Here is a 13,976-nt window from a genome sequence, read left to right on the forward strand (position 1 = left end):
GGAAGCGGCCAACAGCCAGGCGCTGTCGACCCGCCAGTCGATCGCGGTGTCCGCGTTGGCTCTGGCCAACCAGTCGCAGCAGAGCGTACTGCAGTTGCTCCGCTAAACGAGCCGATAAGCACTTCGACAACGGCGGGGGAAACCCCGCCGTTTTTCTTTGTCTCCGGGATATTACGGTATCTTTCCATGCCGTCAGAACGGCGCATTTCGTAACGTCTGCTAACCATATTTAAAGGCGCCGGATGCATAAATATCGAGCGCTAGAATTGCGTCTCCGCGGCCCCAGAAATCCGCATCCCATCGAGGTCATTAATGTCGAATGCAGCCCAGGCCTACGCCCGTACGTCAACGACGACGGCCTCCCCACGTGAAATCGAAGCGCAGGCGCTGTTGAAGGCCGCGCGGCAGCTGCAGGAAGTCCAAGCGAACTGGAACGGCCTCGACAAAGCGCTCGATCACGCATTGCTGTTCAATCGCCGCCTTTGGTCGATCTTCCTCAGCGCGGCAGAGGGCGCCGACAATCCGCAGCCGCTCGAGGTGCGTCAGAACATCGCGAACATCAGCGTGTTCGTGATGAAGCAGACCATCGACATCCAGATGAATCCGGACCCGGCGAAGCTGAAGTCGTTGATCGACATCAACTGCAACATCGCCGCCGGCCTCTCGGGCCGCGGTTGATCGACCGGTTCACGGCGGAGCCCTCGGCATGGCCGACGTATTGAGCATCTTGTCGGCCAACTACAAGGCCGCCGGCCTGACGGTTCCGTCGAAGACGCCCTATGTGGCGGTCGATCCGAAGCTCTATGAGGGCAGTTGGAGCGGCAAGTACGCCAACAACAAGTCGTTCAACATCTCCGTGTCGAACGTCGATGGCTTCCGCGCCAAGGTGCATTATCAGAGCGACGCCACCAGCAAGTATCAGGACGTCCTGATCAAGGACGGCTCGTTCCGGGTCGGAGATACCAAGTTTTCGCTGGTGCAGCAGGGGACGGCATTGATCGCCAATGTCGTCACCGATCCGGCCACAGGATCGACCTATCTCGACAAGGCCTACGCCACACAGAAGTGAGGGGCCGCTCGCGCGCGTTATGCGCGGCGGTCGGTTGCGCGCGCCCGCGTCGGCGCGTCCTTGCTGAGATCAAGCGCGTGGAAATAGGCGCGACGGCGCAATACGGCTTCTTCCGGAAACTGCCTCACCACCAGGTTGGTGCGATTGTCGACCACCTGGTAGACCACGGCACGCGCATCGCGGTCGATGATGACCTGGTCGGTGACCGACGGCGCCTGATTTGAAATCGATGCGTTGACGGCGTTGGGATCGATCGTGACGCGCACGCTCGGCTCCGGAGCGGTGACGCTCTGGCTCGCGGGCAATTCGGTCTTCACCGCCTTCTGCGTCGTATCACTCGCGGGAGTGATCATCGGCGCTGCGACCGGTGCCCCCACCGGCTTGATGTTGAAATCTGTACTCATGGCAGCCTCGTAGTGCACAGGCACTAGTTTGCTTGAGTCAAATCCCAACCCCTCACGATCCGCAACTCTACGGGGAACCTCTCAACAGGCTGTTAGGGAACACGCTGAATGCCGCGCTGCCGCGGGCGCGCCGAATTGAGCTAAATTGTCGGCGTGTGCGCGTCAGAGCGTGCGGCTGACCGCGATCGGCGTCATGTTGCGCGGGCCCGGCGTGGCGCGCTGTCCGTTCGCGGTATAGGTGTTCGGGATGTTGCGGCGCTGCACCTCGGCATTGACGCCGCGCACGATGCCTTCGGAGACGGCGTGTGCGGTCGCGAGCACCGTCAGGTTGACCTGCAGCATCGCGCGGAACGTCTCATGGTGACGCCGCAGCGTGGCGAGCAGTTCGGGTTCGGTCTGCGACAGCATCTTCTGCATCGATTTCAGGTGCTCGACCGCGAGCATGTAGCGCCGCGACAGCTCCGACTTCTGCGCTTCAAGCCGCATACCCTCGCGGATCTTGCCGGCGCGGACGAACTCGGTCTCCTGCTCGACGACGGCGAGCAGCGCGCTCATCACCTCGGTCAGCTCGTTGGCGAGACGTGCGATGTCGGGCGGCGTCGACGTCGCGGGCCGCGCGGCGGGGGCCGGCCGATGCTGCTGTGGACGCTGATTCATCGCGCTGCTCCTTGAAAACCGAATTAGCTCTTGTTGGCCTGCTGCAGGATCAGCGAGCGGAACACTTCGTTGGAAATGCCGACGCCGCCAGCCTTGGCGAAGTTCTTCGAATATTCGTCGGTCAGCATCGAGCGCCACGCGCCGGTGCCGACCGTGTCGCCGTAGGGGCCTTCACCCTTCAGGCCGGTGGTCATCTGCGAGAACATCGTATTGAGGAACATCGATTCGAAGTCGGTCGCGGTCGCCTTCGCCTTGGTGATTTGCTGCGGCGAGACCTTCTTCATCGCATCCTGCAGCACGGGATCGGGGCGGCCATTGAACATCGGCATCAGCGCCTTGTTCGGCATGCTGCCGGTGGTGCTGTTGATCAGGCTTCCCATCACATCACCTCGATGTCGGCTTCGATCGCGCCGGCGGCCTTGATCGCCTGCAGGATGCTGATGAGATCGCGCGGTCCAATGCCGAGGCCGTTGAGGCCGTCGACGAGCTGCTGCAGCGAGACGCCGTCCTTGACGACGGCGAACTTCTTGCCGTCCTCGCTGACGCCGACGCTGGTGCGCGGTGTCACGACCGTTCGGCCGCGCGACAGCGGATTGGGCTGGCTGACCTGCGGGCTCTCGGAGATCGAGACGGTGAGATTGCCCTGCGCGACGGCGACGGTCGCGACACGCACGTCGCGGCCCATCACGATGACGCCGGAGCGTTCGTCGATCACGATCTTCGCCACCAGATCGGGATCGACCTGCAACTGCTCGATTTCGGTCAGGAAGGCGACGACGTTGCCCTTGAACTCCGGCGGGATCGCAAGCTGCACCGTGGAAGGATCGATCGGCTCGGCGGTCTTGACGCCGAGATAGTCGTTGACCGCGGCGGCGATGCGCTTGGCGGTGGTGAAGTCGGCGTTGCGCAGCGCCAAGCGTACATTGGGCAGGCGGTTGAGCGCGAATTCGATTTCGCGCTCGATGATGGCGCCGTTGGCGATACGGCCGACGGTCGGCACGCCGCGCACGACGCTGGCGGCGGCGCCTTCGGCCGCGAAGCCGGCGACCGCGACCGATCCCTGTGCCACCGCATAGACATTGCCGTCGGCGCCGAGCAGGGGAGTGACGAGCAGGGTGCCGCCTTGCAGGTTCTTGGCATCGCCGAGCGCGGAGACGGTGACGTCCATCCGCGTGCCCTGGGTGCCGAACGCCGGCAGATTGCCGGTCACCATCACGGCGGCAACGTTGCCGGTGCGGATGGTGGCGCCGCGAATGTTGACGCCCATGCGCTCGAGCATCGCTTGCAGCGATTGCTTGGTGAAGGGGATGTTGTTCAGCGTGTCGCCGGTGCCGTTGAGGCCAACCACGAGGCCGTAGCCGATCAACTGGTTCTGGCGCACGCCCTCGATGTTGGCGAGATCCTTGATCCGTGACGTCGCGGCCGCCGGCATGGCGCAAGCCGCCAGCGCCAGCAGCGCGGCGCAGGCCAATCCGAATAGATTTGCGATGCGGATGCCGGGCATCCAATGCTCCCCTCGAACTTCACGCAGATCACGCGACACTCCCATGACGGCGATCCGCCATTAACCATGCGAGCCGCGTGCCACTTCGTTTCGTTGGGGCAATGTGTTGATATATTTATCGAAATTGTCGAATCGCCATTCGGCTCCGGTTCGCCAGGGAGCGCGAAACTGCCGTGCGGCGGCAGAAATTGCCGGGTCGTTTACGCGCCGTTAACCATAAAACGGCGATGCTCGCGGCATTCAGGCCTGCGGGATCATGACGATGCGCATCTACGGACCGAACGGCACCACGCTTGGCACGTCGACCAGCTCGACGCGGCGCACCTCGTCGGGCGGCTTCTCGCTGCCGGACGCGACCACCGCGCAGGAGGAGATCCGCTCCACCGCCGCGCCGAAGGCGGCCACCAGCCTCGATGCGCTGCTTGCACTGCAGGGCGTCGAAGACCCGACCGAACGCCGCAAGCGCTCGGTGGCCCGCGGCAAGGGCGCGCTCGACGTGCTCGACGCGCTCAAGCTCGGACTGCTGTCCGGCAATTTCGATTCCTCCACTGTGAACCGGCTGCGCGATGCCGCCGCGAGCCTGAAGGAATCCTCCGGTGACCCCGGCCTCGATGCCGTGCTGGGCGAGATCGAGCTGCGCGTCGAAGTGGAGCTCGCCAAGGCCGGGCAATACTAGGCTCCGCTCGATCAACTAACTTGTCTCACGTCGCCGGTGCCTCAGGCCGCCAGGGCCTTGCGCTGCGCGTCGTAGCGGCGTTGTGCAGCCAGCACTTCCTTCAGATTCTGCTCGGCCCAGTCACGCAGCGGATCGACCGCCTCGGCGAGCGTCGATCCGAGCGGCGTGATCGAATACTCCACGGTGACCGGAACGGTCGCGATCGCGCGGCGGCGCAGCAACCCGTCGCGCTCCAGGCTCTTCAACACCTGCGACAGCATCTTCTGCGAAATGCCTTCGATGGCGCGGCGAAGCTGGTTGAAGCGCATCGGCTCGCTGCGTAGCAGCAGCAGGATCAGCACCGCCCATTTGTCGCCGACCCGGTCGAGGATCTGGCGCGTCGGGCAATTGGCGGCATAGGCGTCCGGCTTCAGGCTGGCGGCTTTCATCGGGTTACTCCGGCGTAATCAGGTGAGACAAGAGTGCCTTCTTCACACCTACATCCATTTCGCTATCTAGTCACCATCGGAAACTATCATTCGGAGACTTTGATGAAGATCGCTATCGTCGGCGCGTCCGGCCAGGCCGGCTCGCGCCTCACTGCGGAACTCGCCCGCCGCGGCCATGCCGTCACCGCCATCGCCCGCAACCCGGAGAAGATCGCAACCCTGCCTGGTGTCACCGCCGTGAGGGGGGATGTGAACGACCAGGCCGCCCTGACCGCACTGTGGGCCGGCCACGATGCCGCGATCAGTTCCGTCCATTTCTCCGTCAGCGACCCGGTCAAGCTGATCGGGGCCGCCAAGGCGTCCGGGGTCGGGCGTTATCTCGTGGTCGGCGGCGCCGGCAGCCTCGAGGTGGCCCCGGGCGTCCGCCTGGTGACCACGCCGAACTTCCCGGCCCAGTACAAGGCCGAGGCCTCGAAGGGGGCTGAGTTCCTAGACCTGCTGCGCCAGGAAACGGACCTGAACTGGACCTTTTTGTCGCCCTCGGCGCTGTTCGTGGCGGGCGAGCGGACCGGCAAGTTCCGGCTCGGGACCGACCAGCTTCTGACCGCAGCCGACGGCAAAAGCTCGATCTCGTTCGAGGATTTCGCAGTTGCACTCGCCGACGAAATCGAGCGCCCGGCCCATATCCGCCAGCGTTTCACGGTCGGCTACTGACGGGCGAGGAGAGGGGTAAGGGCTGGCTCGAGGCAGGACAGATAAGTTTGCCTGTGCAAGGCCTTGGGGGCAGCCCGCCTTTCGCGGTGGCAGATATTGTCTGTCACATGACGTGGCTATATAAGGCGCCGCGCGGAGGGGTTTTGTTCCCTCCGCCAGACAGGGACATGGCTGCCTTTGGAAAAGCTGAAGAACTACCGGCCGACTGAAAAAGAGCCTTTCATGAATGAGCGGCAGCGTGATTATTTCCGCGCCAAGCTGCTGGCCTGGAAGGACGAGATCCTCCGCGAATCGAAGGTCACGCTGCAGACGTTGCAGGAAGAGAACGTCAATCACCCCGACCTCGCGGACCGAGCTTCCTCGGAAACCGACCGCGCGATCGAACTTCGTGCCCGCGATCGTCAGCGCAAGCTGATCTCCAAGATCGACGCGGCGCTCCAGCGCATCGAAGACAACACCTACGGCTATTGCGAAGAGACCGGTGACCCGATCTCGCTGAAGCGGCTCGAAGCCCGCCCGATCGCGACGCTGTCGGTGGAGGCGCAGGAACGCCACGAGAAGCGCGAGAAGGTCTATCGCGACGAATAGTGGCGGCGGACCGCTACAGATTGATTCCGGCGCGCACCGGTTGAACGTTCGCGCCGCCATGATGACACGCACTCTCAACATCGCATCGGTCTTCTTCCCGGGCTGATCTCGTTTCCGCCAGGGAACACGCTTCCGCACGGAAGCGCTGATCGTCCCCACGAGCTCGGGCTCGCGGGATTCCAGTGAACCGAATGAGCCGGCCAAACTCCGCGCCTCGCGGAGCATCGACGGCTGGCGACGATTTGAGAGACAATCATGACTGATCGAGACGACGCGCGTGCGCTCAGCGATGCGCAAATCGAGCAATTCATCGAACAGGGCTTTGTCCGGATCGACGACGCCTTTCCCCACGAACTCGCCGATGCGGGACGTGCCATCATGTGGCGCGACCTGCCGTGCAGCGAGCATGATGCGCCGACGCGGATCAGGGTCGGCCCCACCCCAGTTCCCCGCAAGCTGGAGAGGGGGCCTCGTGCCGATGAGGTGGCAGGTCGACATCAGCCGAGTGATGCCCCGAGTGTCGTCTCGCTCGCCTCGGCGTGACGGCGCGGGCCGTAGATCTTCGACCACGCCAGCAATTCGCGGAAAGCCGGCGTCAGGCCCCAGGCCGAATCCGTCAGCTCGTATTCGACCTGCAACGGCTTCTCGGTGAGCACCTTGCGCGACACCAGGCCATCGCGCTCGAGCTCGCGCAGTTGCGCGGTCAGCATATGCTGGGTGATCGGCACCAGCGCGCGGCGCAACGCGCCGAACCGCACCCCGCCGTTCATCAGCGTGAACAGGATCTCGAGCTTCCATTTGCCGCCGAGCGCGTGGATCGCGTGCTTGAACTCGATCAGCAGATTGGGGTCGGTCGGGCAGCTCTCGCATTCACCGCCGTCACACAGTTCGCTGGTATTGTTTTCCATACCTGTCTCGAATTTCATTCTACTTGTCTGACGTCAGATAGTGACCAGATGCGGCCTGTGCAGGGTGGGCGATGCATTGTGTGCACACCTGCCGAACCATGAAGAGGCTAGGGACATGAGCACGGTTTTGGTCACGGGCGGATCCGGTTTCATCGGCGTGCATACCATCCTGCAGCTGCTTGCCGACGGGCATGCGGTGCGAACCACGCTGCGCAATCCGGATCGGAGCAAGGACGTGATCGCGATGCTGCGCGAGGGGGGCGCGCTTGCGGCCGACCAGGTCGGCTTCGCCACCGCCGACCTGCTGCGCGACAACGGCTGGCGCGAAGCGGTCGCGGGATGCGATTACGTGCTGCATGTCGCATCGCCGCTCGGCGCGCATGTGCCGGAGGACGAGAACGAGCTGATCGTTCCGGCGCGCGAAGGTACGCTCCGGGTATTGCGCGCGGCGCGCGACGCCGGCGTGAAGCGCGTCGTCGTGACGTCGTCGTTTGCGGCGATCGGCTATGGCCATCCGCCGCAAGCCAAGCCGTTCGATGAGACCACCTGGTCCAATCTCGATGGCCCCGACGTGCAGGCCTATCCGAAATCCAAGACGCTGGCGGAGCGCGCCGCCTGGGATTTCATCGCGCGCGAAGGCAATGGCCTCGAGCTTGCCGTGGTTAACCCGACCGCGGTTTTCGGCCCGGCGCTCGGCGCCGACTTCTCCGAGTCGATCGGCATCATCAAGGCGCTGCTCGACGGCGCGATGCCGGCGGTGCCTCGGATCCATTTCGGCCTCGTCGACGTGCGCGACGTCGCCGACCTGCATCTGCGCGCCATGACCTCGCCCAAGGCCAGGGGCGAGCGGTTCCTCGCGGTCGCCGGCGAGACCATGTCGGTGCTGCAGGTGGCCCGGCTGCTGCGCGGGAAACTCGGCAGCAAGGCGCGGCGTGTGCCGCGGTTCCAGGCGCCGGACTGGATGATCCGGCTCGCCGCGCGACGCAACCCGTTGGCCCGCGCCACCCTGCCGCTGCTCGGCAAGGTGCGCCGCTCGACCAGCGCCAAGGCGCAGAACCTGCTCGGCTGGCGTCCGCGCGGCAATGAGGAGATGATCGTCGCGACCGCCGAGAGCCTGATCAGGCTCGGCCTGGTCAAGGCCTGACGGCCTCTCCCGTCCGGCGTGCTTGCCAGACGCGTCGGCGAGTGCTGAATTGCCGCGAGCAGACGGAGGCGCCACCGCGCCGCCGAGAACATCGGGGAGGCTGCGCAGATGGAACGGATCCTCGCGGCCGCAAAGGCGATTGCCAGCGCGCGCCGCAGCCGCGCGCCGCTCAAGGCGCTTCCGAAGGACGTCGCGCCGCGCGACGAGGCCGAAGGCTATCAGGTGCAGTACGCGCTGCACGATCTGCTGCAAGCCCAGGTCGGCAGCCTCGTCGGCTACAAGATCGGCTGCACCAGCGCGGTGATGCAGGAGTACATCAACATCCCGCACCCCTGCGGCGGCGGCGTGTTCGAGAAGGTCGTGCATGATAGCGGCGTGCAGTTGCCGGCGGCCGACTTCGTCCATGTCGGCGTCGAATGCGAGATCGCGGTGCGGCTGGCGCGCAATCTCGCTCCGAGCGAAGCGCCGTTCACCGCCGAATGGGTCGCGGAGGCGATCGAGGCCTATCATCCGGCGATCGAGATCGTCGACGACCGCTACGTCAAATGGGAGACGCTCGGCGCGCCGACGCTGATCGCCGACGACTTCTTCGCCGCCGGCTGCGTGCTCGGCGAGGCCGTGCCGCGCATCACCGTGCCCGATCTGCGCAAGATCACCGGACGCGCGCTCGTCAACGGCAAGGAGGAGGGGCACGGCACCGGCGCCGACGTGCTCGGCCATCCCCACAACGCGCTCGCCTGGCTCGCCAATCATCTCGCCGCCGAAGGCCGCGGCCTGCACGCCGGCCAGATCGTGCTGACCGGCAGCCTGGTCAAGACGGTGTGGCTGAAGGCGGGCGACACGGTCGTGATGGAGCTCGATGGGCTCGGCAAGGTGGAGGCGGCGTTCACCTGAGGTGACGTTGTGTTGACGAGCTTGCCTCCACATAGGGATGTCGTCCCTGCCTAGTGCGCAATTGCGCACGGAAGCAGGGATCCATACTCCGCGGCCGCTGTTGTGAACAGGGCTCGTCATTCCGCCGACGCGCAACAATCAGCATTCGTGGTTATGGGTCCCTGCTTTCGCAGGGACGACACTGAGTGTGCACGGAAGCGACGTTCACCTGACTTTCACATCGCTGGCCGTTTGCCATCCGTGACCAGCTCGACCTTGCCGTCGGTCAGCCGGTAGACCGCGCCGACAATCCTGAGCTTGCCCTGATCGACCGCGGCGCTCAGGATCGGCGTCGCCGTCTTGAGCTTCGCGACGTTGTCGATGACGTTTTGCCTGATGGCGTTGGCGAGGCGGTCGCCCGGCTTGCCCTCGGCCGCCTTCACCGCCGGCGCGATCGCAGTGACCAGCGAGGGCAGATGGCCGGGCAGGGTGGTGTTGTCCTTCAGCGACTTGATCGCGGCATCGACCGCCCCGCAGCTGTCGTGGCCGAGCACCATGAACAGCGGCACGCCGAGCACCGACGACGCATATTCGAGGCTTGCGATCATCTCGTCGCTGGCGAAATTGCCGGCGACGCGGCAGACGAACAGGTCGCCACGGCCGGTGTCGAAGGCGTATTCCGGCGCGATGCGGGAGTCCGCGCAACTCAGGATGCCAGCGAACGGGTTCTGTCCGCCGGCCAGCGCCTCGCGCTCGTGCTTGAAATCATGCCGCCGCGAAACGCCTTCGACATAACGGAGATTGCCCTTCACCAGCCGGTCGAGCGCGGCGTCCGGCGGCAGCACGTTCTGCGGCTTCGGCGGCGGTCTTGTCTCTTTGGCCGTCACAGCCGGCGCAAGCGCGAGGCTGGCCGCGGTGCACGTCGCGGCAGCGAGGAAGAAGCGCCGGGAGGTTCGGCTGGGAGGCGTGATCTCGCAGAGCTGGCACATCAAGGTTCTCCGTGAACAAGGACCGCATCCGCGCGATATGTGTAGGTCATGCGCAATGCCTTCGCAATCATTGCACTCGTGCGCTCGCGACCGCCACGTCCACAATCGTCGTCCCTGCCTAGTGCGCAATTGCGCACGGGAGCAGGGACCCATACTCTGCGGCGGATGTCGTGGAGGGACTCGTCGTTCCAGCATCGTTCAACAATGACCATCGGTGGTTATGGGTCCCTGCTTTCGCAGGGACGACACCGAGTGTGTTGAACGGCCCGTGAATCACACTCTGGCATTCTCGCGACGTGATCCGTCCGAGCTTTGCATTTCGTTTGGCCGCTCTGAAAGCAGAGCGCGCAGGGAAAGCCGGGTGCCGACGGCACCCCCATAGGTCCCGTGCAACAAAAAGCACGGGAGGTAGGACCACAGGTGTAACCGGAAACAACCCGGCTTTCTCCGACGGGCAAACCAGCGGCTGGATTATAACCCATCAGTTATGCGTCTGTGGGCTCAGCCGATTTTGCGCCAAGCAGACCGAAACGGGGGGCGGCCCGGGGGCGTCAGTCATTTTTCTCAACTTCTAGCTTGACCAATCCATAGCTGTCTGGTTATACGTTAATCCATAGCCAACGGGTTATTGATTGCAAAATGCCGGACGCTCACGACGTGTTGTTTCGAACCCTCGCAGACCCGACCCGCCGGGCGATCTTCGAGCGCCTGTGCCGCGAGGGCGAGCAGACCGTCGGTGCGCTGACGGCGCGGGCAAAGATCTCGCAGCCGGCGGTGTCAAAGCATCTCGGCGTGCTGAAGCAGGCCGGGCTGGTGCGCGATCGCCACGAAGGAAGGCAGACGCATTACAGCGCGCAACTCGGCGCGCTGGCGCCGCTGATCGACTGGACCAGCCAGATGGCGGGCTTCTGGCAGAACCGGTTCGACCACCTCGAAGATCTTCTCAAAAGGATGGACCAATGAACAAGACCACCGCTGAAACGCGCTCCGCAATCGTGGAGCGCGAATTTCCCCATCCACCGGAAAAGCTCTGGCGCGCGCTGACGCAACCGCATCTGATGGAGGAGTGGCTGATGAAGAACGACTTCAAGCCCGAGGTCGGGCACAGCTTCAATCTGCGCGGCGAGTGGGGCGGCGTGCTGGACTGCAAGGTGCTCACTGTGGAGCCGCACAGGACGCTGTCCTACACCTGGAATTTCGCGCATGAAGATGCCGCCTACAATCTCGAGAGCGTGGTCGTCTTCACGCTGACGCCGACGGCGAAGGGCACCCATCTGCGCGTCGAGCAGTCCGGCTTCCAGCCGCATCAGAAGCAGGCCTATGGCGGCGCCCATGCCGGGTGGAAGCAGTTCCTGGAGAATCTCGATCAGCTGCTGGTGCGGCCGGAGTGATAGGCGGACGCTTTGCCCTCATTGCGAGGAGCTCGCGACAAGATTGCAAAGAAATTTTGCGCTGAAGCGGCGAAGCAATCGATGGATCCGCGTACTCGGTGCGATGGATTGCTTCGCTTCGCTCGCAATGACGGCATTACACAGATTTTACCCCATCCAAAGGAGGTCACATGAACTGGAACAACTGGATCAGGCAATTTCACCGCTGGCTCTCGATCGTCTTCACGGCGGCCGTCATCGTCAACATCATCGCGATGGTCTTGCAGCAGCAAGCCGTCTGGATCGGCCTGCTGGCGCTGTTCCCGCTGATCTTGATGCTGCTGAGCGGCCTGTATCTGTTCGCGTTGCCCTATCTGGCGCCGCGGCGTGAACGCGGGGCATCGACCGGGGCGTCACAAGCGTGATGCCCAGGCGTCAGAAGTGTGATTGCATGGTGTGATTGTTTGAGGCAGGCGAGGACCACGAGGCAGCAATGACGGCATCGGAACGTATCGACCGGATGATCGAGGATCTCACCGACTGGCGCGGCAAGACGCTCGCAGGCCTGCGCAAGAGCATCCTCGCCGCCGACCCCGAAATCATCGAGGAATGGAAGTGGATGGGCAGCCCGGTGTGGTCGCGCGACGGCATCATCGCGGTCGGCAACGCCCACAAGGGCAAGGTGAAGCTGACCTTCATGTACGGCGCGCAGCTTCCGGACCCCGACAAGCTGTTCAACACCGGCTTCGAGGGCAATGTGCGGCGCGCGATCGATCTGTTCGAGGGCGACAAGATCAATGACCGTGCGCTGAAGGCCCTGATCCGTGCTGCGATCGAGCTCAACCAGGCCAAGTCGAAGAAGCCTGCGAAGAAATCAGCCAAGCAGCCGGCGAAGAAAGCGGCCGCGGGCGCCCGCGCGACCGCGAAGACGAAGTCGTGAGCTGCGCCGGCATGCTGATCGCGATCCATCCGAGATGATCAAGACCAGGCTCGCCACCGCTTCGGATGCCGGCTCCATCTCCGCGCTGCTCGAGGCCAACGCTGGCGAACGCGGTGGCATGCTGCTCGGGCAATGGCCACGCGAGGTGATCGAGACGCGCATTGCAAGCGGGCAATCGATCGTGATCGCGACCGGTGACGAGGGCATGCTGCTGGGTGCGCTCCTGACCTCGGAGAGGGGATTCGACGATGCCCCGCCGGTTCGGGCCATGCTGAAGGCCTGGTCTGGCGGTCCCGATGCTTATGTGTATGGTCCCGTATGCGTCTCCCAGGACGCGCGCGGTTTGGGAGTTCTGGACGCGTTATACGCCGAGCTTCAGGCGACATTTTCCGGTCGCGAAGCGATCCTCTTCATCCGGGAAGACAATCCGCGCTCGCTCAAGGCGCATCTGCGGCTCGGCATGCGCGAGGTCGCGCGATACGACTTCGAAGGCGAAGTCTTCATTGTCCTGAGCGACAGGTCTGAGCAGCAGGCGTAGCCCGGATGAGCCAACGGGCCGACTTCGCAGCAGCTATCTCGCGGGAGAAGAATGGGGCAGTTTATCACCCATTTGGGTGATGAACCCTTCGGGAGTTTTTGCAAGACTGCCGGTCGATTGCATTGCCCTGACCGGCATGGCCGCGAAATTGATTTCGATTGGAAATTGATGGAACTGCCGTGCTTCCAAAAACCATGGAGCTCGATATGGCGGCGGTCTCCGCGACATTGAACAGCATTGTTTCCCTCAATCGTATCGCGCTCGTATTCAGTGTCGTCCTGGCATTGAGCTCTGCGGCCGGGGCACAAGAGAAAGTCTCGTTTCCCTCGACCGATGGCGATCTCAAGGGTGGCACGCCAACGACGATCAGCGGCTATCTTTACAAGCCCGCCGGATCTGGCCCCTTCGCGGCAGTCGTCAGCATTCACGGCTGTGACGGCGCGACGAACGAAAAAGGTGAGGTCCGCCCGTTGTATGGAACGTGGGGCGAAATCCTTTCACAGCGTGGATATCTGTTTCTCCTGATCGATTCCTTCCAGCCGCGCGGATACGGCAGCCTTTGCGCGGTTCAGCCGGTCTTCTCCCGCCCCGTTCTGCCGAACAGGGAGACGCCGATGGACGCCTACGGCGCGATGAACTATCTGAGGTCGCGCTCCGACGTCCGGCCCGACAGCATCGCCATCCTGGGGCAGTCATACGGCGGGATGGCTATGATGTTCACGGTCGCCAATGGTGCATTGCCGAAGGGTATGGCGCCGGACAAGGATTTCCGGGCTGCGATCGCACTCTATCCCAACTGTCCGCCGGTTGCGGAAAAGGACCCGCATTGGCGGCCGCGCCAACCGATGTTGTTGTTGGTGGGCGAGGCAGACACCGCTACGCCTGCAGGGCCGTGCAGGGAGATGGTGGCGCGGGCAAAGGACGAGGGCGGCCCTCCGATCGACCCGCACTTCTACCCCAACGCCTATCACGCCTTCGACCATCCAAACCTTCCGCGGAAGGAGATGACCAGCCTGAAGCGGCCGGACGGCAGTTCGCCGATCGCGATGTCGAACCCGGAAGCCCGCGCGGATGCGATCAATCGCGTCACGCAGTTTCTGGCGAGTATGCTGAAATAGGCTTGCGAACGCGCACGCACGTACGAAGCGCAGCGGGGCAGCTTCTGCCGGGCGAG

At 63.9% G+C, this 13,976-nt stretch carries 20 protein-coding genes and 1 pseudogene; 14 read left to right on the forward strand and 7 right to left on the reverse strand.

Annotated elements, in window-relative coordinates:
* Nucleotides 1-312: 312 nt before the first annotated feature.
* Nucleotides 313-678, forward strand: a complete 366-nt coding sequence (gene flaF / locus Q0030_RS33405) for a flagellar biosynthesis regulator FlaF (RefSeq protein WP_050403500.1) — start codon at nucleotides 313-315, stop codon at nucleotides 676-678.
* Between the two features lie 28 nt (nucleotides 679-706).
* Nucleotides 707-1,069, forward strand: coding sequence for a hypothetical protein (locus tag Q0030_RS33410; protein WP_298377117.1), 363 nt, complete (start codon nucleotides 707-709; stop codon nucleotides 1,067-1,069).
* A gap of 17 nt (nucleotides 1,070-1,086) precedes the next feature.
* Here the strand turns inward: Q0030_RS33410 and Q0030_RS33415 are convergent, their stop codons facing one another.
* The 4 genes from Q0030_RS33415 to Q0030_RS33430 form a co-directional block, all read right to left on the reverse strand.
* A complete protein-coding gene (locus Q0030_RS33415; RefSeq protein WP_298377120.1) occupies nucleotides 1,087-1,473 on the reverse strand; it encodes a hypothetical protein in 387 nt (128 codons plus the stop codon).
* A gap of 162 nt (nucleotides 1,474-1,635) precedes the next feature.
* The gene (locus Q0030_RS33420) at nucleotides 1,636-2,130 is read right to left on the reverse strand and encodes a hypothetical protein (protein WP_298377123.1); all 495 of its coding nucleotides are present in this window, start codon (nucleotides 2,128-2,130) and stop codon (nucleotides 1,636-1,638) included.
* Nucleotides 2,131-2,153: 23 nt separating this feature from the next.
* Nucleotides 2,154-2,477 carry a flagellar assembly peptidoglycan hydrolase FlgJ gene (gene flgJ / locus Q0030_RS33425; RefSeq protein WP_223970345.1) on the reverse strand — a complete coding sequence of 108 codons (324 nt, stop codon included), beginning with the start codon at nucleotides 2,475-2,477 and terminating at the stop codon, nucleotides 2,154-2,156.
* A 32-nt stretch (nucleotides 2,478-2,509) separates the two neighbouring features.
* Nucleotides 2,510-3,634, reverse strand: coding sequence for a flagellar basal body P-ring protein FlgI (locus tag Q0030_RS33430; RefSeq protein ID WP_298377126.1), 1,125 nt, complete (start codon nucleotides 3,632-3,634; stop codon nucleotides 2,510-2,512).
* A gap of 262 nt (nucleotides 3,635-3,896) precedes the next feature.
* On the opposite strand from Q0030_RS33430, the gene Q0030_RS33435 reads away from it, so the two are divergent.
* Nucleotides 3,897-4,310, forward strand: coding sequence for a flagellar assembly protein FliX (locus Q0030_RS33435; RefSeq protein ID WP_298377128.1), 414 nt, complete (start codon nucleotides 3,897-3,899; stop codon nucleotides 4,308-4,310).
* A gap of 41 nt (nucleotides 4,311-4,351) precedes the next feature.
* Here the strand turns inward: Q0030_RS33435 and Q0030_RS33440 are convergent, their stop codons facing one another.
* Nucleotides 4,352-4,738, reverse strand: a complete 387-nt coding sequence (locus tag Q0030_RS33440; protein ID WP_074131694.1) for a helix-turn-helix domain-containing protein — start codon at nucleotides 4,736-4,738, stop codon at nucleotides 4,352-4,354.
* A gap of 102 nt (nucleotides 4,739-4,840) precedes the next feature.
* Between Q0030_RS33440 and Q0030_RS33445 the strand changes: the two genes are divergently transcribed.
* From Q0030_RS33445 to Q0030_RS33455, 3 genes and pseudogenes are all read left to right on the forward strand, one after another.
* A complete protein-coding gene (locus Q0030_RS33445; RefSeq protein ID WP_298377133.1) occupies nucleotides 4,841-5,452 on the forward strand; it encodes an NAD(P)-dependent oxidoreductase in 612 nt (203 codons plus the stop codon).
* A gap of 222 nt (nucleotides 5,453-5,674) precedes the next feature.
* A complete protein-coding gene (gene dksA / locus Q0030_RS33450) occupies nucleotides 5,675-6,040 on the forward strand; it encodes an RNA polymerase-binding protein DksA (protein ID WP_021077973.1) in 366 nt (121 codons plus the stop codon).
* 255 nt (nucleotides 6,041-6,295) lie between these two features.
* A pseudogene (locus tag Q0030_RS33455) lies at nucleotides 6,296-6,436 on the forward strand (phytanoyl-CoA dioxygenase); the annotation flags it as partial.
* Between the two features lie 101 nt (nucleotides 6,437-6,537).
* Here Q0030_RS33455 and Q0030_RS33460 read toward each other — a convergent pair.
* The gene (locus Q0030_RS33460) at nucleotides 6,538-6,948 is read right to left on the reverse strand and encodes a helix-turn-helix domain-containing protein (protein ID WP_298377137.1); all 411 of its coding nucleotides are present in this window, start codon (nucleotides 6,946-6,948) and stop codon (nucleotides 6,538-6,540) included.
* A gap of 115 nt (nucleotides 6,949-7,063) precedes the next feature.
* On the opposite strand from Q0030_RS33460, the gene Q0030_RS33465 reads away from it, so the two are divergent.
* On the forward strand, nucleotides 7,064-8,092 hold the full coding sequence (locus tag Q0030_RS33465) for an aldehyde reductase (RefSeq protein ID WP_298377139.1): 1,029 nt from the start codon (nucleotides 7,064-7,066) through the stop codon (nucleotides 8,090-8,092).
* Nucleotides 8,093-8,200: 108 nt separating this feature from the next.
* Complete coding sequence (locus Q0030_RS33470; RefSeq protein WP_298377142.1) at nucleotides 8,201-8,986, forward strand: fumarylacetoacetate hydrolase family protein; 786 nt, start codon at nucleotides 8,201-8,203, stop codon at nucleotides 8,984-8,986.
* Between the two features lie 215 nt (nucleotides 8,987-9,201).
* Here Q0030_RS33470 and Q0030_RS33475 read toward each other — a convergent pair whose 3' ends face one another.
* On the reverse strand, nucleotides 9,202-9,954 hold the full coding sequence (locus Q0030_RS33475) for a carbonic anhydrase (protein ID WP_298377145.1): 753 nt from the start codon (nucleotides 9,952-9,954) through the stop codon (nucleotides 9,202-9,204).
* A 639-nt stretch (nucleotides 9,955-10,593) separates the two neighbouring features.
* On the opposite strand from Q0030_RS33475, the gene Q0030_RS33480 reads away from it, so the two are divergent.
* The 6 genes from Q0030_RS33480 to Q0030_RS33505 all read left to right on the forward strand — a co-directional run bounded on the left by Q0030_RS33480 (nucleotide 10,594) and on the right by Q0030_RS33505 (nucleotide 13,920).
* On the forward strand, nucleotides 10,594-10,917 hold the full coding sequence (locus tag Q0030_RS33480) for a metalloregulator ArsR/SmtB family transcription factor (RefSeq protein WP_050403489.1): 324 nt from the start codon (nucleotides 10,594-10,596) through the stop codon (nucleotides 10,915-10,917).
* Nucleotides 10,914-11,345, forward strand: a complete 432-nt coding sequence (locus Q0030_RS33485) for an SRPBCC domain-containing protein (RefSeq protein ID WP_298377149.1) — start codon at nucleotides 10,914-10,916, stop codon at nucleotides 11,343-11,345. Before Q0030_RS33480 ends, Q0030_RS33485 begins: the two co-directional genes overlap by 4 nt.
* A gap of 170 nt (nucleotides 11,346-11,515) precedes the next feature.
* Entirely contained in the window at nucleotides 11,516-11,749 is a 234-nt protein-coding gene (locus Q0030_RS33490) for a hypothetical protein (RefSeq protein WP_298377152.1), read from the forward strand.
* Nucleotides 11,750-11,817: 68 nt separating this feature from the next.
* Nucleotides 11,818-12,264, forward strand: a complete 447-nt coding sequence (locus Q0030_RS33495; RefSeq protein ID WP_298377155.1) for a DUF1801 domain-containing protein — start codon at nucleotides 11,818-11,820, stop codon at nucleotides 12,262-12,264.
* Nucleotides 12,265-12,298: 34 nt separating this feature from the next.
* Nucleotides 12,299-12,802 (forward strand): N-acetyltransferase, encoded by a 504-nt coding sequence (locus Q0030_RS33500; protein WP_298377158.1) that lies wholly within the window; start codon nucleotides 12,299-12,301, stop codon nucleotides 12,800-12,802.
* A gap of 206 nt (nucleotides 12,803-13,008) precedes the next feature.
* Nucleotides 13,009-13,920 (forward strand): dienelactone hydrolase family protein, encoded by a 912-nt coding sequence (locus Q0030_RS33505; protein WP_298377163.1) that lies wholly within the window; start codon nucleotides 13,009-13,011, stop codon nucleotides 13,918-13,920.
* Nucleotides 13,921-13,976 lie beyond the last annotated feature (56 nt).

It is taken from the genome of uncultured Bradyrhizobium sp. (assembly GCF_947648125.1).
In the GTDB taxonomy this organism is placed as follows: domain Bacteria; phylum Pseudomonadota; class Alphaproteobacteria; order Rhizobiales; family Xanthobacteraceae; genus Bradyrhizobium.